This window comes from Roseospira marina, assembly GCF_014197855.1.
GTDB classification, from domain to species: Bacteria; Pseudomonadota; Alphaproteobacteria; order Rhodospirillales; family Rhodospirillaceae; genus Rhodospira; species Rhodospira marina.
Genome location: NZ_JACIGJ010000005.1, coordinates 150,398 through 166,024 on the forward strand (window position 1 = coordinate 150,398; position 15,627 = coordinate 166,024).

Below are 15,627 nucleotides of genomic sequence, written 5' to 3' on the forward strand. Positions count from 1 at the left end.
TGAGTTCGCGTTTTGGTCGGGGCGTGGTGGCGCGGGGATCCGCGTCCGCTGTGGTGCCGAAGGGAGACGAGACGGATGGATCTGACGGGTGTGCTCGAGGCGTTCGGAGACTCGAGCACCATTGTGGTCGGCGGTCTGTTGATCGGCCTGCTGTTCGGTGGCTTTGCGCAGCGCAGCCGGTTCTGCCTGCGCGCGGCCGTGATTGAATTCGCGCGCGGCTCGGTCGGCCCCAAGATGGCGTTGTGGCTGGTGGCCTTCGCGACCGCCGTTCTCAGCACGCAGGCGCTTATTCAGGCTGGCCTGCTGGATGTCGGGGCGGCGCGCCAGCTCGGGGCGGCCGGCAGCCTGTCCGGCGCGATCATCGGCGGTTTGATGTTCGGTGTCGGGATGATCCTGACCCGGGGTTGCTCAAGCCGCCTGCTGGTGCTGTCGGCGACCGGGAATCTGCGGGCGTTGCTCTCTGGATTGATCTTCGCGGTGACCGCGCAGGCCTCCCTGCGCGGGGTGCTCGCGCCGGTGCGCGAGACGCTGGCCGGGCTGTGGGTGGTGGACGCACCGTCCGTATTGAACGGGCTCACGCTGCTTGGGCTCGATGCGCAGGCCGGCGTGGTGATCGGCATCGTCCTGTTCGGCCTCGCGCTGTATTTCGCCGCCCGCAACCGGCTGTCGGCCTGGGCCTGGGTCGGGGGCCTGGGCGTCGGCGCGACGATCGCCGTGGGCTGGCTGTTCACCTACAGCCTGTCCTATCAGGCCTGGGATCCGGTGGCGGTGAAAAGCCTCAGCTTTACCGGGCCGTCGGCCGATGCTCTGATGCTGGTGCTCAGCCCGCTGAGTGGCGTGCTCGACTTCGACAACGGGCTGGTGCCTGGCGTGTTCCTGGGGGCGTTTCTCGCCGCCTGGGTGAGTGGCGACCTTCGGCTTCAGGGGTTCACGGGCGGCTACGGGATGCGGCGGTACATCGTCGGCGCCGCGTTCATGGGGTTCGGCGGCATGCTGGCGGGCGGCTGCGCGGTCGGGGCCGGTCTCACCGGCGGCTCGGTGTTCGCGCTGACCGCCTGGACCGCGCTGTTCTGCATGTGGGTCGGAGCGGCGCTGGCCGATTGGATCGTGGACCGCGCAGGGCTGCTGTTGCAGGACGATGCCGCAGCGGGAGAGAACGCCCAGGCCAACGCCATCGCGCGCGGCGGCTGGGTGTTCCTGCCGGAGTGGCGGCGCAGGCGGACGGTCGACACGGCGGCGGAGCCCATCCCCGTCAGCGCTTCCGTGGATGCGGTGGACGCGACGGAGACCGGTCGCAAGGTCCTCGTCTCCTGATGCGTGCCGCCGCCAGTGGCGCGGGTTAGCGGCTTTCGCAAACCGGTCCGGACTGGTCGACCCGCACCAAGTCCGCGACCGGATAGCCCATGTCTCGGGCCTGCCGCATGAGGGCCTTGCGGATCTCCGGATCCAGGGTAGGCGTGCGCGACAAAATCCACAGGAAGTCCCGCGTCGGCCCGCCGGCCAGGGCCCACTGATAGTCGGCATGGTCCAGGGCCAGGACATGCAGACCGCCCGGGAAGGGCGACGTCAGAGTTACGGCGAAGCTGCCCACGTCCGGGCCAGCGCGCAGGCGGGCCGAGCCTTCCACGGTTTCCCAGGCGCAGGCGGTCGGGTTCCAGGCGCGGTTGAACACCGCCACCGTGCCGTCCGGACGCGGCTGGTAGGTCGCCCGCACATTGGTCAGGCCGCTTTCAAACGTGTGGTCCAGGCGCATGATTTCGTACCATGTGCCGGAAAACCGCGTCGGGTCGAAGCCGGTGACCGGCGCCACACCTTCGGGCACCCCGGTGCAGCCGGAGACCGCCAGGGCCGCAGCGGCCAACACCGCGTTTCTCCAGCCGGTCCAGGTCCATTCGCGCATCGTACGGGGCTCCACAGGAGGCGACAGGATTACCGAAAGGCCGGATCGGACACCAGGTCGGGCAACCCGTCAAGAGAGTCCAGCTCCGCCATGGGGACACCGGGCAGGCGTTCGGCCGGGGCGTTGCGCCGGTTTACCCAGACGGTGCGGAATCCGAACGTCGCCGCGCCGGCCACATCCCAGCCATTGGACGACACGAACATCAGCCGGCCGGCCTCGCAGCCGAAGCGGACGCATCCCAGTTCGTAGGCGGCCGGGGCGGGCTTGAACACCCCGACCGTGTCCACCGATAACAGGTCGTCGAGCACTCCCGCCAAACCCGCGCTGTCAGTGGCCGCTTGCAGCATGTCCGGGGCGCCGTTGGACAGAATAGCCGTGCCGACGCCCTTGTCCCGCAGGGTCGCGAGCATGCCCGGCACCTCGGGATAGGCGTCCAGGGTCATGTACACGTCCATCAGCCGGTCGGTCAGCCCGGGGGCTGGGACCTGCCCAACAGCGGCGAAGGCGTAGTCCAGCGCTTCCGCCGTAATCACGCGAAAGTCCGTGTAGCGGTCCATCAGGCTGCGGAGCCAGGTGTATTCCAGTTGCCGCGTGCGCCAGATCTCGGCCACGCTTTCCCAGGCGGGGCCGATCTCGTCTTTCAGGCGACGGGCCGCCGAGGTTATGTCGAACAGCGTGCCATAGGCGTCGAACAGGCAGGCGACGATCGGGCCGGGCGGCGCGGCGGGCCAGGGGGGCGTGGACACGAGACCTCTCCTTTCGAGCACGGCGGGCCAGAGTCAGGCTCAGCGTTGCAGGTCGCGGGCCAGCGTGGCGTCGGCGCTCGCCTCGCCCAGGCGGTGGCGGTACACCTGCGCCCCTTCCAGGACGCGCTGCACGTAGTTGCGGGTTTCCGAGAAGGGAATCATCTCGATCCAGTCGATCACCTGCTCCACGTCCATCCGGCGCGGGTCTCCGTTCTCGCGCATCCATTGCACGGACCGTTGCGGGCCGGCGTTGTAGCCGGCGATCGCCAGCACATAGGACCCGCGAAAGTCATCCAGCAGCGAGGCGAAGTAGGCCGTGCCCAGCCGCGCGTTATGCCCCGGGTCGGTAACCAGCCGCAGCGGAGACGAGGACTCGCCCAGGCGCTGCGCCATGCGCTGCGCGGTAGAGGGCATGAGTTGCATGAGGCCGCGCGCGCCGGCACGGCTCACGGCCTCGGCGTTGAAGTTGCTCTCCTGGCGGATCAACCCCAACAGCAGCGCCGGCTCCGGCCGGTCGCCGGCCACCGGCGCCTGCTTCACGCCGGTCAGGACATCGGGGGGCAGCGGATAGCCGGCCTGGGGCAGCATCGTGCCGGCCAGGGCGGCGCGTCGGGCGAAAAACACCGCCATGTCCGGCCGGTCGGTGCGGGCGACGGCGTCGGCGGCCAGAAGGCGGAAGCCGGGCGTCGCGTCGTCATCGTTCAGCGCCAGAATGAACGGCAGCGCCGCGTCGATGAACCCGGCCTGATCCATCAGTTCGATCACATGAACACGCTCGTCGGCGGCGAAGCGGGCGCGGTCGGCGTCCGTGACCGGCGGGCGGGCGTCCAGATGGTCCCCCAGCCGTTCCCCTAGCGCCTCGACGGCGAGTTGGCCATAGAAGGTCTCGGCGTGCTGCGCGGCCTTGCGGTACCAGTCGCGCGCGCGGTCGCGCTGACCCAACGCGCTGGCGGCGCGTCCGGCCCAGTAGGCGGCGCGGGACAGGCTCTGGGGGTAGGAGACCCCGGCGTGCATGGTCTCGAAGTGGGGCAGGGCCTTGGCCGGCTCGCGCAGGAACCGCAGCAGGATCCAGCCGGCCATCCACTCCCCGGTGGCGAAGCCGACGCCCCGGTCCTGGCCATGGTTGGCGAAGATCTCATAGGCGCGCGTCACGTGGCCGCGCTGCAAAGCCTCCCGTCCCAGATACGCCCGCTCATAGGCCCAGGCGTCCGGCCGGCCCAGGTTCGCCGACGGGTGCGACAGCAGTTCCACGGCACGGTCGTACAGGTCCCGCTTCCGCCGCCAGACCAGCCGGTCGTACACAAGACCCGGATCGTCGCGCAGGCTGCGCGGCACCCGGTCGATGGCGGCATCGACACCGGCGGCGTTTGTCATCAGACGGATGCGGGCCTCGGCCAGGCGCTGGTGTCCGTCGTCGACCAGCGGCATCAGGCGCCGGGCCTCGTCGACCGACTGGTCCCACAGCAGTTCCGACAGGCGCTCGTTGTGGTCGCGGGGGCGCAGCGATCCGCGAAACACGTCCAGGAACGCGACCGCCTCGGTATGGGTGAAATGACCGTGGATCCAGGCGTCGCGGGCGGCATCGCGGGCGGCGTCATGCTGGCCGGCGGCGCTCAGCGCGCGGGCGTGGGCCACCCGACCGTCGGTCGTCAGCGGTGGGTAGCGCTTGAACCAGGCGATAACGCGGCGCGGATCCTCCAGCCCGGTCAGCGCCCGTTCCGCCGACCGCCGCAGGGCATAGCTGTGCGGCCAGCCGGGGTTGGCCTCCAGGAAGCCGGAAATCGCCGCGAAGCTACCGAGCCCATCTTTCAGGCGCGCCCATTCCACCACCTTGCGGGCGACCGGATCGCCCAGGCGCCCGGCCAGGGCCAGGGCGGTGTCATAGTCCCGGTCCTGCAACGCCTCCAGCGCGGCCCCGAACGGCCCGGAGTACGGCGGGATCTGGGCGAGTGCCGGCCCCGGCCGGAGCGGGCCGACGGCAGCCAGCGAGACGGCAACGCAGGCGGCGAACAGGATCGCAGGCGTCCCGCGCCGCCGCGCGGGGCGAGTGGCGGCGATGGTCCAGCGCGAGGCCATGGCGCGGCTCCTCCAGGGAATCGAGTCGGACGGTGGTGCACCCTTTCAGCGCGTGGGCCCCGCTTCGTTCGGAAACGGGAGCCACGCGGCTCCGGTTCGCCATCCTGAGGCCGTCGTTGCGCGAGGGCAAGAGCTCTCCGGGGCTGGGATCCCCTTGTTCATGCAAATGTCTATGCTACAAGGAAGGGTCTCGCTGCGGGGGTGTTCGGACCGTTCGGCCGCGCACCGCCTCGTCCCGCGGCGGGACTACCCCATCCGCCGCCGGGCGCATCCGCGTCCGGCGACATGATACTTTTGGCGAGAGACAGCGTGTCATGGTCATGTTTCAGGGCTCCCTGACAGCCCTCGTTACGCCGTTTGCGGCCTCCGGGGCCGTCGACGAGCGTGCGTTTCAGGATTTCGTGGACTGGCAGATCACCCAAGGCACCGAGGGTGTCATTCCCGTCGGGACCACCGGGGAATCCCCGACCCTGACGCATGACGAACACAAACGGGTCGTCGAACTGTGCGTGGAAGCCGCCGCCGGTCGTGCGCCCGTGATCGCCGGGACCGGTTCGAATTCGACGCATGAGGCCATCGACTTCACCCGTCACGCCAAAGCCAGCGGTGCCGATGCCGCGCTGGTGGTCACGCCGTACTACAACAAGCCCACGCAAGAGGGTCTGTACCAGCACTTCAAGGCGATTCACGACGCCGCCGACCTGCCGATCGTGATCTACAACATCCCCGGCCGCAGCGTCGTGGACATGTCGATCGACACGATGACCCGGCTGGCGGCGCTGCCGAACATCGTCGGCGTGAAGGATGCCACCAACGATCTGGCCCGTCCGCTGGCGACCCGGTTGGCCATCGGGCCGGACTTCTGCCTGCTGTCGGGCGAGGACGCGACCATTGCCGCGTTCCTGGGGCAGGGTGGACACGGCTGCATTTCGGTCACGGCCAACGTGGCGCCCGCGCTGTGTGCGCAGTTGCACAAGGCGTGGCGTGACGGGGACCTCGCGACGTTCGCCGCGGTGCGCGACCGGCTGATGCCGCTGCACGCCGCGATGTTTGTCGAAACGAGCCCGGGACCGGTGAAATACGCCGTGTCGTTGCTGGGTCGGGGCTCGGCCGCCATGCGCCTGCCGATGGTGCCGATCGCGGAATCGTCCCGCGTGCTGGTCGAAGCGGCGATGCGCACGGCGGGCCTGCTGGCCTGACCCCGCGCACACGGCGAGATGAATGAGGACCCGGTGCCCCTGCTCCCTTGCGGCGAGTGGGGGCTCCGGCCCATATGGACGCGATCATGGCCAAACCGAAGGACAGACGAGGCGGGACGCTGATCTCGACGGGCCGCGTGGCGGAGAACCGGCGGGCGCGGCACGACTACGCCATCGACGAGACGTTCGAGGCTGGGATCGTGCTGTATGGCACCGAGGTCAAATCGCTGCGCCAGGGGCGGGCGAACCTGTCGGACTCCTATGCCGGCGGCAAGGAGGATGAACTCTACCTGTTCAACCTGCACATTCCCGAATACGGCAACGCCAAGCACTTCACCCACGAACCCCGTCGGCCGCGCAAACTGCTGATGCGTAAGCGCGAAATCCAGAAGCTCATGGGCGCGGTCAGCCGCAAGGGCATGACCTTGGTGCCGCTGACCCTGTATTTCAACGCGCGCGGGCTGGCCAAGGTGCAGATCGGCCTGGGGCAGGGCAAGCGGACGGTCGACAAGCGCGAGACCGCCAAGCAGCGCGACTGGAACCGCCAGAAACAACGCCTGCTGCGCGACAAGGGATAGCCGGGCGGGCGATCCGGGGGACGCGCCGGCCCGTATACGTCGCAGATCCAAAGCTTTCGAGCAGGAGGGACCCGACGCATGGCACGTTCGCTTCGCAAAACCCTGGGCGGCGCGGCCGCCGCCGCCCTGACCGCCACCGGTCTGTCGTCTGCGGCTCCGGCCGCGACCGGGAACGGACAGACCGCCCACGCCTTTCAGTTCACATCCATCGACGGGGCGCCGGTGCCGCTCGACCAGTTCGCGGGCAAGGCGGTGCTGATCGTGAACACGGCGTCCAAGTGCGGCTTCACACCGCAATACGAGGGGCTCCAGGCGCTGTGGGAGGCCTACCGCGATCGGGGGCTGGTGGTGTTGGGCGTGCCCTCCAATGACTTCGGTGGCCAGGAACCGGGCTCCGAGGAGGAGATCAAGTCGTTCTGCACCGTGAACTTCAACATCAACTTCCCGATGACGGAAAAGGAAGTCGTGTCCGGGGACGGGGCGCATCCGTTCTATGCCTGGGCCCGTGAGCAGGTTGGATTTGTCGGATCACCCAAGTGGAACTTCCACAAGTACCTGATCGCGCCTGACGGCACGCTGGTGGACTGGTTTTCGTCCGTGACCAAGCCACAGTCCGACCGGCTGGTGGCGGCCGTGGAAAAAGTCTTGCCCGACGCGACGCAGTGAACCCGCCCGGAAAGAAGATGCTCCGAAAGGGGCGTGCGCGGGCTTAGCGCGCCGCCTCGGCGCAGGCCGCGACCACCGTGCGGAACATCTCGGGTGTCAGGCGTCGAGTGTTCTGGTTGTAGCGGGAGCAATGGTAGGTGTCGAACAGGTGCCGGCCCTCGGGGAGCGCATGGACAGCGCCATGCGCGAAGGGCATCGCGGCCAGCCGCTGACCGAACGCCCGCACCACCGAATCATGCGCGATCTTGCCGAGGGCCAGGATCACCCGGACGTTTGACAGGCCGTCCAGTTCATCGATCAGGAACGGGCGGCAGGTGTTGATCTCGGCCGGGGTGGGCTTGTTCTCCGGTGGTACGCAGCGGACCGCGTTGACGATCCGTGCCCCGCGCAGCGTGAAACCATCGTCCGGCCGGGCCGCGTAGGTGCCGGCCGCCAAGCCCTCCGCCGACAACGTCTCGTACAGGAGGTCGCCGGCGAAGTCGCCGGTGAACGGCCGACCGGTCCGGTTGGCGCCGCGCACACCCGGGGCCAGCCCGACCACCAGCAGGCGCGCATCCGTCGGGCCAAAGGGCGGCACGGGCGCGTTGAACCAGTCCGGATGCGCGGCCGCGTTGCTGGCCCGATACGCGGCCAGCCTGGGGCAGAGCGCGCAGTCCGGCGCGGGCTGGCGCGGGGGGACCAGATCAGGGAGGCTCATGATCTCAATAGCACTTTATCGGGGGCGGCTCAGCGCGGGGTGGTGTCCACATCCTGACTGCTCAGAACCGACCCGGTGTCGGTGCTGCTGCGCGACTCCCGATCCCGCGACGTCTCCCGATACTCGCCCCGGGGCTCTCGCGTCTCCCTCGGTTCCCGCGGCTCGCGCTGCACCGGGCTGCGGGAGATGCTCGCCTCCAGGTCCAGCAGTTCCTGGAAGTTGTCGGCCTGACGTCGCAGTTCGTCCGCGACCATCGGCGGTTGTGATTTCACGGTGCTGACCACGGTCACCCGCAGACCCTTGCGCTGCACCGCCTCGACCAGGCGGCGGAAGTCACCGTCGCCGGAGAACAGCACGATATGATCCAGATGCGGGGCCATTTCCATGACATCGATGGCCAGTTCGATGTCCATGTTTCCCTTGCGCTTCAGCCGGCCCATGGCGTCGGTGAATTCCTTCGCCGGCTTGGTGACCATCGTGTAGCCGTTGTAGTCGAGCCAGTCGACCAGGGGGCGAATCGGGGAATACTCCTGGTCCTCGACCAGCGCGGTGTAGTAAAAGGCCCGAATCAGTCGGCCCTTGGCCGCAAACAGTTCCAGAAGTCGCTTGTAGTCGATGTCAAAACCAAGGCCGCGGGCGGCGGCGTACAGGTTCGACCCGTCGATGAACAGGCCGATCCGCTCCTGAGGGTAGAAAATCATCGGTGAGGTCCTTAAAGCAGGCTGCTCCGGCAATAGCAATGCCGACAATGCAAGTACAATAAGATCATGAAATGCGGGCTGGAAACCAAAGTTCCTGTCCCACAAATTTTAACTTAAGAAGTTTGTGCGGCGGGCGCAAGGTTGAAACGGCTGGCCGGTAACAAGGACGACGAAATGATTCTGATTGCGTTGGGGTCGAATTTACCGGGTCCGGGCGGAACACCGCGCGCGACCGTTGAGGCCGCGCTTGCGGCTCTGTCGCGCGCCGACCTGTCGGTCGTCGCGTGCTCGCCATGGTATCGGTCGGCGCCAGTGCCGCCGTCGGACCAGCCCTGGTTCGTGAACGGCGTTGCGCGTATTGCGTTTGATGGGGGCGGGCCTGCGGACCTTATGGCCCGTCTGCACACCGTGGAGGCCGCGTTCGGGCGGCGGCGGGATGGCACCCGCAACGCGGCGCGCACACTGGACCTGGATTTGCTCGACTTCGACGGTGCCATCTCGGACGCTGGACCGATTCTGCCGCACCCGCGCCTGACGGACCGGGCGTTCGTGCTGCTGCCGCTGGCGGATGTGGCGTCGGACTGGCGTCATCCCGTGGACGGTCGGCCCGTCGCGGATCTCGTCGCCGCGCTCGGGCCGATCGCGGGGATTGAACGCGACGAGACCGAAGAGGATCGGGCGACACCTACGTCGCGGTGACCGGCTCGCGCACCTGGGTTTCCAACGCGAGATCGATCAAGCGCAGGAGCACATCGGGCTCCTGGGCGCCGGCGATGGAATAGGCCTCATTGAACACGAAGCTGGGCACGCCGTTGATGCCCAGGGCGTGCGCGCGTCCGTTGGCGGTCAGGATGTCGTGGACGCCGTCGGGGCGGGCGAATTCCGCCGCGACTTGATCCTCGGGCAGCCCCACCTCGGCGGCGATGGCGTCCAGCTCGGCGCGTGTCCCGATGTCGCGCCCCTCTCCGAAAAACGCTTGGAACACTGCGTCCAGAGTGTCTTCCGTCTGGCCGCAGCGGGCGGCGACGGCGAGCAGCCGGTGACTGTCCACCGAGTTGGGCATGCGGCGGATGGCGCTGAAATTGAAGGTGATCGCGGTGCCGTGCGCGGCCATGGCGACCGCCTCCAGCACCCGGCGGGCGCGGTGCGCGCCGCCGAACTTGCGCTCCAGGTACACCGCGCGGTCGATGCCGCCGACCGGCATATCGGGGTTCAGCAGAAAGGGGTGGTAACGGACGTCAATGACGATGCCCGGCCGCTGGGCGAGCGCCAGCGCAAGCCGACGCTTCCCGACGTAGCACCAGGGACACACGGTGTCGAACATGACGTCGATGCGCATGATCCGTCGTCCGTATCGCGGCCGGGGCGGACGCCCGGCGGAAGCCAACGGCGTCCACCACTCTGAGGCGGCGGGCGCCATTGTCATTCACCCTAAGCGGTCCGGCCCGCCGTGACTAGAGGCGACGGATGCACGGCCGTCATCCGTCCCGCAAAAGCCGTGCCGCCTCTACCGCCGCATAGGTAAAGATGGCGTTGGCCCCGGCCCGTTTGAAGGCCAGGAGGCTTTCGAGAACGGCCCGGTCGTTGTCCAGCCAGCCATTATTGACGGCCGCTTTGATCATCGCGTACTCGCCGCTGACCTGATAGACGAGCGTGGGCACGGCGAAGGTCTCCCGCACGCGCTGCACGATGTCCAGATAGGGCATGCCGGGCTTGACCATCACGGAATCGGCACCCTCGTCGAGGTCCATGGCGACTTCGCGCAGGGCCTCGTCGGTGTTGGCCGGATTCATCTGATAGGTCTTTTTGTCGCCCTTCAGGGCGGCGTCGGTGCCGATGGCGTCGCGGAACGGGCCGTAGAAGGCCGAGGCATACTTGGCCGCGTAGGCCATGATCTGCACATGGCCGAACCCGGCGGCGTCGAGGGCGTCGCGGATCTGTCCGACCCGGCCATCCATCATGTCCGACGGCGAGATGACGTCGCAGCCCGCCGCCGCAAACACGAGGCTCTGCTTGATCAGGACGCTGATGGTTTCGTCATTGAGGATGACGCCGTCCTTGACGATGCCGTCATGCCCATCCGAGTTGTACGGATCCAAAGCGACATCGCAGAAGATGCCCACATCCGGATGCGCCGCCTTCAGCGCGCGCGTGGCCCGGGACACGAGGTTGTCCGGGTTGGTGGCCTCCCGGCCATCCGGAGTCTTCAGGTGCGGCTCCACGCGCGGGAACAGGTCAATGGCCTTCACGCCCAGGGCCTTGGCCTCGCCCACGGCCTCGACCAGCAGGTCGATGCTCAGGCGCTCCACCCCGGGCATGGAGTCCACCGGCTCGCGCTGCCCTTCGCCCTCGATGACAAAAACCGGCCAGACCAGATCATTGACGCTCAGATGGGTTTCCGCCACCAGATCGCGCGACCACGCGGCGACCCGCAGGCGCCGGGGCCGGGTCCTCGGGTACCGTCCGAGGCCATTGACGACCGTCAGTCCGCTCATACCTTCTCCAATGCCTGGCTCAAGTCCGCAATAATGTCATCGGGATGCTCGATCCCGATGGACAGTCGGACATAGCCCGGCGAGACCCCGGATGCAAGCTGGTCCTCCACCGACAATTGTGAGTGCGTCGTGGTCGCAGGATGGATGGCCAGACTGCGCGCGTCGCCGATGTTGGCGACGTGGTAGAACAACTCCAGCGCCTCAATGAAGCGCCGGCCGGCCTCGGCGCCGTCCTCCAGTTCGAACCCGACCAGCGCGCCGTACCCACCGCGCAGGGTCGAGTCGGCGCGGCGGCGCGCTTCGCCGTCCTGAAGACTCGGGTGGATGACGCGGGTGACCTTGGGATGGTCGCGCAGGAAGCGCGCCACCAGGATGGCATTCTCGCAGTGCTGGCGCATGCGCAGCGGCAGCGTCTCCACGCCCTGGATGAGCTGGAAGGCGTTGAACGGGCTCAGCGCCGCGCCCAGGTCGCGCAGCAGGATGACGCGCATGCGCAGAATATAGGCGATGGGGCCGAGGGGCTTGACCGCCTCGGTCCAGACCGCGCCGTGGTAGCTCCGGTCCGGGGTGTTCAAGGTGGGGAAGCGGTCGCCCCAGGCTTCCCAGTCGAAGTTGCCGCCGTCCACGACGAGCCCGCCGATGCTGGTGCCGTGGCCGCCCATGTACTTGGTCGCGGAGTACATCACCACGGCCGCGCCCAGCTCCAGCGGTTTGCAGATCACCGGGGCGGCGGTGTTGTCCACGATCAGGGGAATGCCCAGCTCGCGGCCGATCGCGGCCACCTCCGCGATGGGAAAGACGTTCAGCTTCGGGTTCGGCAGGGTCTCGGCGTAGATCAGGCGGGTGCGCTCGTCCACGGCGTTGCGGAACGCTTCCGGATCGCTCGGGTCCACGAAGCGCGCCTCGACGCCCATCTGGCGCAGGGTGTTCGCGAACAGGTTCCAGGTGCCGCCGTACAGGTCGGTGGAGGTGATGAAGTTGTCCCCGGCCTCGCACAGGTTCATCACACAATAGGTGCTCGCCGCTTGCCCCGAGGCGACCGCCAGGGCGGCCACGCCGCCCTCCAGTGCCGCGGCCCGCTGCTCGAACGCATCGTTCGTCGGGTTCATGATGCGGCTGTAGATGTTCCCCAGTTCCTTCAGTGCGAACAGGTTGGCGGCATGCTCCGTGCTTTCGAACTGATAGGACGTGGTTTGATGGATTGGCACCGCCACACTGTGAGTTCCGGCGGCTTCACGGAAGCCGGCATGCACGGCCAGGGTTTCGGGGTGCTTGGACGAAATGGGCACGGGGCGCCTCCTCAGCGGGGAACGGGCGGGGCCGGCAACGGTCGCGCCGCGACGGTCGTCCCCACCGGAGCATTGAGAATTCGCAATACAGCGAGATCCGAGAAAAATGTCAATTAAAACAGAGGTGTTCTGTGTTGTTGAGGGCGGCTATCGATGGCGTCGCCGCCGCCACCGGTTCCACTGAAACAGCAGGGGCGCGAGGATCCCTTCGTACACCGCCACCGCAACGGCATGGAGGCCCGGCAGCGCGATGAGGCGGGCGATCCAGCGGTAGCCGGGCAGGTGGCGCCAGACCGCGATGAAGGCATCGACGCCCGCGTGCAGCTGTCCTTTATCGTCGATGGCGTAGAGGCGCCGGGTGGCGGCGTCGCCCGCGATGCCGAAGATGGCGAGTCCGCCGTTACCCTGGCTGACGTCGTGCCAGCCGAGCCCGACGTCGTGGCGCGCATCCACCTTCTGGTAGTGCTGGATCTCGGTGCGGCAGACCGGACAGGCGCCGTTGTAATAGGTCGTCAGGCCGTGGCCGGTGTCGGTATCGGCGGCGCCGCTGCGACGGGATGGGGAACCGAATGTCGTCATGGCTTGCATATGGGAACGCGGCCCCGACGGCGGTAGGGCCGGGCGCCGTCCCTCCGGTCAGGCGACCAGCCAGACGCCGCCCGCCATCGTGGCCGCACCGGCGATCACGGCGATTAGGATGTTGCGGCCCAGGCCGAAGAACACCGCGACCCCCACCGCCACGCCGGCCAGCCGCGCCGCCATGGGGGTGGTTTCAAGGGGGCCGACCGGCAGCACGATCATGCGGGCGATCAGGGCCGCCAACAGGGCGTGGGCGACGCAGCCGGACCAGGCCATGATGGGGCTGTCGGCGCGCAGTCGCCCGGACAGGGACGTGCCCAGCGCCCGCCATGCGTAGGTGACGACGGCCCCCACAAGGATGGCCACGACGGGGAACCAGGATGTGTCGGCGTTAGACATCGCCCAGAGTCTCCCCGGATGAGGCCGCCCGCGCGCTGTCGCGCGCGGCCGCGCGGCGGTCGAGCGAGAACGCGACCGTGCCCGCGGTCAGGCCGCTGAGCACCAAGCCCCAGTCCGGTGTCAGCAGGTGCAGCGGAGGCCCCACGAGGGCGCCGGCGATCACCGCGTACAGGCGCGCGCGCTGGCGCAGATCCGCCACCATCATCAGTAGGAAATACAGCGGGGTCAGGAACACAAGCCCGAGCGAGACCAGCGGCGGCACCGCCTCGTGCAGCGCGTAGCCGACCCCCGTGGCCGTCAGGGTCGTGCTCCAGATCGCCAGCCCGAACCCGAACACGAACGGGGTCCGCTCGCGCACCGGCATGTCCGGGATGCGCTGCAACGCCACCAGCCAACTCGTGACCGCGATCAGATGCGCTACCGCATAGGGCCACCAGCGCGGCGCCTCCGGGTCGCGGATGCGCCCCATCAGCACCAGCGTCATGGGCATGAGTCGGAAGTTGGTCAGCGCCACGGCGGCGGCGATCAGCAGCAGGGACGCCCCCGTGTGCGTCATTTCCACGACCACGATCTGCCCCGGCAGCGCGAAGGCCACGGCGCTGGACATCAGCCCGAGCGGCAGGCTCCAGTCCACCGAGCGCACCAGGGCGCCGAAGCCGATGTAACTGGCCGCCAGGACCACGGCGGGGGCGCCCACGGCCAGCCGGAGGCCGGCCCGCAGCGCCGCCCCCCGCGACCCGTAGCCATCGGCCGGGCCGCCTGTTGGGGCGGTAGGCTCGCTCGGGCTCGCGGTCATGCGCCGTCCAGAAACGCGCCGTGGCGCGCGACGATCTCGGTGCTGACGGCGTCGATGAACCGGTGGCCGTGCTCCGGCTTCGCCAGCGACGGGTCCGACCCCATGCGGCCGTCCGGGAAGCGGGCCCGGAAATCCCGGCTGTCGTAGAACCGGGGGTCGACCGGGTCGAGCGGCTCCAGCGGCGCCGTCTTGATGTGATCGGGATAGGCCGCCCAGGTCACGGCGACCTCGCTCGGCGTGGCGTGCCAGCCCTCGTGATCGCCGTACAGCTCTTTCGCAAGGGCGCCCACCGACGGCAGGGTGAACCAGTTGCACAGGGCCAGCCGAAGCGCCGGGGCCGCGTCGCCCTGCTGCACGCGCAGGGTTTCATAGACCTCGTAGAACGCGGACTGTACCGAGGGAATGTTGCCGCCGTGTCCGTTGATGAACAGCACGGAGCGGAAGCCATGGGACGACAGCGACACCACATAGTCGCGGATCAGGGCAATCAGCGTGCTCGGCCGAAGGGTCATGCTCCCGGGGAAGGCCATGTGGTGGTGGGCCATGCCGACCGGGATGGTGGGGCCGACCAGGGTCCCCGTGCGGGTGCCGACCTCGCCGGCGATCGTCTCGGCGGTGATGGCGTCGGTGCCGATCAGGCCGCAGGGGCTATGCTGTTCCGTGGATCCGATGGGCAGGATGATCGACTGCCGGTCGGCGAGGTAGGTTTCGACTTCGGGCCAGGTGCTCAGGTGCAGGCGCACGTTGCGATGACTCCCAGTGAGGGGGTAAGGATTCTGAAAGGGTAAGGATCAGGCCTTGATCTAGGGCGAACCCGTCGCTTCGAACAACCCCGCACTGCCGAGGGCCTTCCATGCATCGATTGCCGAGCTTACGCCAGGGTCCGTTCCGCATGCCGGAGGGTCCGGGGCGCGGATCCGATGGCGCCCCCGCCGCGCCGGACGTGCCCGGCGCGCGGGAGCGTGCCGCCTACCGCTACTGGACCCGCGACATCGTGCGGTTCCAGGACCTGGACCGCCTTGGCCACGTCAACAATGTCTCGTTCGCGGTCTATCTTGAGTCGGGGCGGGTGGATTTCCTGGAAACCCTCAATCCGGGATCGACCGCCGGCAGCGGCATCGGCTGGGTCATCGCGCGCCTCGTGCTGGATTTCGTCGCCGAGGCCCGGTACCCGGCCGACGTCGATATCGGCTCGCGCGTGCTGCACATCGGGCGGACCTCCTGCGTCATCGGCCAGGGCCTGTTCATCGGCGACCGCTGTTTCGGTGCGGCCGAAAACGTCTGCGTCTGGGCCGACACCGGCGCCGGCCGATCGAGGCCCATGCCCGAGCCGGTTCGCGCCGCCCTCGCGGACTATCTGGTGCCCGATGCGCCGCGCCTGTGACGGCCCCGGCGCGCCGCGCCTATGATGATCACGTGTGCCTCTTCCATGAGCGCCGAGTGCCGCAAGTTTGGGCTGAATCCCGTGCATGACCGGAGTATGGTTGTGGCCGAGGTGGACACGGC

At 68.4% G+C, this 15,627-nt stretch carries 18 protein-coding genes; 6 read left to right on the top strand and 12 right to left on the bottom strand.

Features of this window, described 5'->3' with window-relative positions; all coding sequences use genetic code 11:
• Positions 1-75 precede the first annotated feature (75 nt).
• Entirely contained in the window at positions 76-1,314 is a 1,239-nt protein-coding gene (locus GGD82_RS08670; RefSeq protein ID WP_150061315.1) for a YeeE/YedE family protein, read from the top strand.
• A gap of 25 nt (positions 1,315-1,339) precedes the next feature.
• Here GGD82_RS08670 and GGD82_RS08675 read toward each other — a convergent pair whose 3' ends face one another.
• Genes GGD82_RS08675 through GGD82_RS08685 form a run of 3 tightly spaced genes read right to left on the bottom strand, consistent with a single transcriptional unit; the run spans position 1,340 to position 4,722 of the window.
• Positions 1,340-1,900, bottom strand: a complete 561-nt coding sequence (locus GGD82_RS08675) for a lipocalin family protein (RefSeq protein WP_150061314.1) — start codon at positions 1,898-1,900, stop codon at positions 1,340-1,342.
• Between the two features lie 29 nt (positions 1,901-1,929).
• Positions 1,930-2,646: a haloacid dehalogenase type II gene (locus GGD82_RS08680; protein WP_150061313.1), complete on the bottom strand. Its 717-nt coding sequence runs from the start codon at positions 2,644-2,646 to the stop codon at positions 1,930-1,932.
• A 39-nt stretch (positions 2,647-2,685) separates the two neighbouring features.
• Positions 2,686-4,722, bottom strand: a complete 2,037-nt coding sequence (locus GGD82_RS08685) for a lytic transglycosylase domain-containing protein (protein WP_150061312.1) — start codon at positions 4,720-4,722, stop codon at positions 2,686-2,688.
• Between the two features lie 320 nt (positions 4,723-5,042).
• Between GGD82_RS08685 and dapA the strand changes: the two genes are divergently transcribed.
• The 3 genes from dapA (at position 5,043) to GGD82_RS08700 (ending at position 7,165) form a co-directional block, all read left to right on the top strand.
• The gene (dapA, locus tag GGD82_RS08690; RefSeq protein ID WP_150061411.1) at positions 5,043-5,921 is read left to right on the top strand and encodes a 4-hydroxy-tetrahydrodipicolinate synthase; all 879 of its coding nucleotides are present in this window, start codon (positions 5,043-5,045) and stop codon (positions 5,919-5,921) included.
• Positions 5,922-6,007: 86 nt separating this feature from the next.
• Positions 6,008-6,499 carry an SsrA-binding protein SmpB gene (smpB, locus tag GGD82_RS08695; RefSeq protein ID WP_150061311.1) on the top strand — a complete coding sequence of 164 codons (492 nt, stop codon included), beginning with the start codon at positions 6,008-6,010 and terminating at the stop codon, positions 6,497-6,499.
• Positions 6,500-6,577: 78 nt separating this feature from the next.
• Positions 6,578-7,165, top strand: coding sequence for a glutathione peroxidase (locus GGD82_RS08700; RefSeq protein WP_150061310.1), 588 nt, complete (start codon positions 6,578-6,580; stop codon positions 7,163-7,165).
• 43 nt (positions 7,166-7,208) lie between these two features.
• Here the strand turns inward: GGD82_RS08700 and GGD82_RS08705 are convergent, their stop codons facing one another.
• Positions 7,209-7,862: a uracil-DNA glycosylase gene (locus tag GGD82_RS08705; protein WP_150061309.1), complete on the bottom strand. Its 654-nt coding sequence runs from the start codon at positions 7,860-7,862 to the stop codon at positions 7,209-7,211.
• Positions 7,863-7,891: 29 nt separating this feature from the next.
• Positions 7,892-8,563, bottom strand: coding sequence for a LabA-like NYN domain-containing protein (locus tag GGD82_RS08710; protein WP_246163725.1), 672 nt, complete (start codon positions 8,561-8,563; stop codon positions 7,892-7,894).
• Between the two features lie 174 nt (positions 8,564-8,737).
• Here GGD82_RS08710 and folK point away from each other — a divergent pair, with 174 nt between their 5' ends.
• Positions 8,738-9,262 carry a 2-amino-4-hydroxy-6-hydroxymethyldihydropteridine diphosphokinase gene (gene folK / locus GGD82_RS08715; RefSeq protein ID WP_150061308.1) on the top strand — a complete coding sequence of 175 codons (525 nt, stop codon included), beginning with the start codon at positions 8,738-8,740 and terminating at the stop codon, positions 9,260-9,262.
• Here the strand turns inward: folK and GGD82_RS08720 are convergent.
• The 7 genes from GGD82_RS08720 to GGD82_RS08750 form a co-directional block, all read right to left on the bottom strand.
• Positions 9,249-9,902, bottom strand: a complete 654-nt coding sequence (locus tag GGD82_RS08720) for a DsbA family oxidoreductase (protein WP_150061307.1) — start codon at positions 9,900-9,902, stop codon at positions 9,249-9,251. The genes folK and GGD82_RS08720 overlap by 14 nt on opposite strands.
• A 139-nt stretch (positions 9,903-10,041) precedes the next feature.
• Positions 10,042-11,058 carry a porphobilinogen synthase gene (hemB, locus tag GGD82_RS08725; protein ID WP_150061306.1) on the bottom strand — a complete coding sequence of 339 codons (1,017 nt, stop codon included), beginning with the start codon at positions 11,056-11,058 and terminating at the stop codon, positions 10,042-10,044.
• Positions 11,055-12,341 (bottom strand): O-acetylhomoserine aminocarboxypropyltransferase/cysteine synthase family protein, encoded by a 1,287-nt coding sequence (locus GGD82_RS08730; protein WP_375782121.1) that lies wholly within the window; start codon positions 12,339-12,341, stop codon positions 11,055-11,057. Before GGD82_RS08730 ends, hemB begins: the two co-directional genes overlap by 4 nt.
• Before the next feature lie 153 nt (positions 12,342-12,494).
• Positions 12,495-12,926, bottom strand: coding sequence for a thiol-disulfide oxidoreductase DCC family protein (locus GGD82_RS08735; protein ID WP_170284173.1), 432 nt, complete (start codon positions 12,924-12,926; stop codon positions 12,495-12,497).
• 57 nt (positions 12,927-12,983) lie between these two features.
• Positions 12,984-13,325, bottom strand: a complete 342-nt coding sequence (locus GGD82_RS08740) for a branched-chain amino acid transport AzlD family protein (protein ID WP_150061303.1) — start codon at positions 13,323-13,325, stop codon at positions 12,984-12,986.
• Positions 13,318-14,121 (bottom strand): AzlC family ABC transporter permease, encoded by an 804-nt coding sequence (locus tag GGD82_RS08745; protein ID WP_150061302.1) that lies wholly within the window; start codon positions 14,119-14,121, stop codon positions 13,318-13,320. The genes GGD82_RS08740 and GGD82_RS08745 overlap by 8 nt, the downstream gene beginning before the upstream one ends.
• A complete protein-coding gene (locus tag GGD82_RS08750) occupies positions 14,118-14,864 on the bottom strand; it encodes a creatininase family protein (RefSeq protein ID WP_150061301.1) in 747 nt (248 codons plus the stop codon). Before GGD82_RS08750 ends, GGD82_RS08745 begins: the two co-directional genes overlap by 4 nt.
• A gap of 149 nt (positions 14,865-15,013) precedes the next feature.
• Here GGD82_RS08750 and GGD82_RS08755 point away from each other — a divergent pair, with 149 nt between their 5' ends.
• Positions 15,014-15,505 carry an acyl-CoA thioesterase gene (locus GGD82_RS08755; protein ID WP_170284172.1) on the top strand — a complete coding sequence of 164 codons (492 nt, stop codon included), beginning with the start codon at positions 15,014-15,016 and terminating at the stop codon, positions 15,503-15,505.
• Positions 15,506-15,627: the final 122 nt, after the last annotated feature.

Bases quoted from the DNA above. Each gene is read 5' to 3' on its own strand.
- hemB (WP_150061306.1), bottom strand. From the start codon at position 11,058: ATGAGCGGACTGACGGTCGTCAATGGCCTCGGACGGTACCCGAGGACC.
- GGD82_RS08710 (WP_246163725.1), bottom strand. From the start codon at position 8,563: ATGATTTTCTACCCTCAGGAGCGGATCGGCCTGTTCATCGACGGGTCG.
- GGD82_RS08705 (WP_150061309.1), bottom strand. From the start codon at position 7,862: ATGAGCCTCCCTGATCTGGTCCCCCCGCGCCAGCCCGCGCCGGACTGC.
- GGD82_RS08755 (WP_170284172.1), top strand. From the start codon at position 15,014: ATGCCGGAGGGTCCGGGGCGCGGATCCGATGGCGCCCCCGCCGCGCCG.
- GGD82_RS08735 (WP_170284173.1), bottom strand. From the start codon at position 12,926: ATGACGACATTCGGTTCCCCATCCCGTCGCAGCGGCGCCGCCGATACC.
- GGD82_RS08745 (WP_150061302.1), bottom strand. From the start codon at position 14,121: ATGACCGCGAGCCCGAGCGAGCCTACCGCCCCAACAGGCGGCCCGGCC.
- GGD82_RS08675 (WP_150061314.1), bottom strand. From the start codon at position 1,900: ATGCGCGAATGGACCTGGACCGGCTGGAGAAACGCGGTGTTGGCCGCT.
- folK (WP_150061308.1), top strand. From the start codon at position 8,738: ATGATTCTGATTGCGTTGGGGTCGAATTTACCGGGTCCGGGCGGAACA.
- GGD82_RS08685 (WP_150061312.1), bottom strand. From the start codon at position 4,722: ATGGCCTCGCGCTGGACCATCGCCGCCACTCGCCCCGCGCGGCGGCGC.
- GGD82_RS08720 (WP_150061307.1), bottom strand. From the start codon at position 9,902: ATGCGCATCGACGTCATGTTCGACACCGTGTGTCCCTGGTGCTACGTC.
- smpB (WP_150061311.1), top strand. From the start codon at position 6,008: ATGGCCAAACCGAAGGACAGACGAGGCGGGACGCTGATCTCGACGGGC.
- dapA (WP_150061411.1), top strand. From the start codon at position 5,043: ATGTTTCAGGGCTCCCTGACAGCCCTCGTTACGCCGTTTGCGGCCTCC.
- GGD82_RS08670 (WP_150061315.1), top strand. From the start codon at position 76: ATGGATCTGACGGGTGTGCTCGAGGCGTTCGGAGACTCGAGCACCATT.
- GGD82_RS08700 (WP_150061310.1), top strand. From the start codon at position 6,578: ATGGCACGTTCGCTTCGCAAAACCCTGGGCGGCGCGGCCGCCGCCGCC.
- GGD82_RS08740 (WP_150061303.1), bottom strand. From the start codon at position 13,325: ATGTCTAACGCCGACACATCCTGGTTCCCCGTCGTGGCCATCCTTGTG.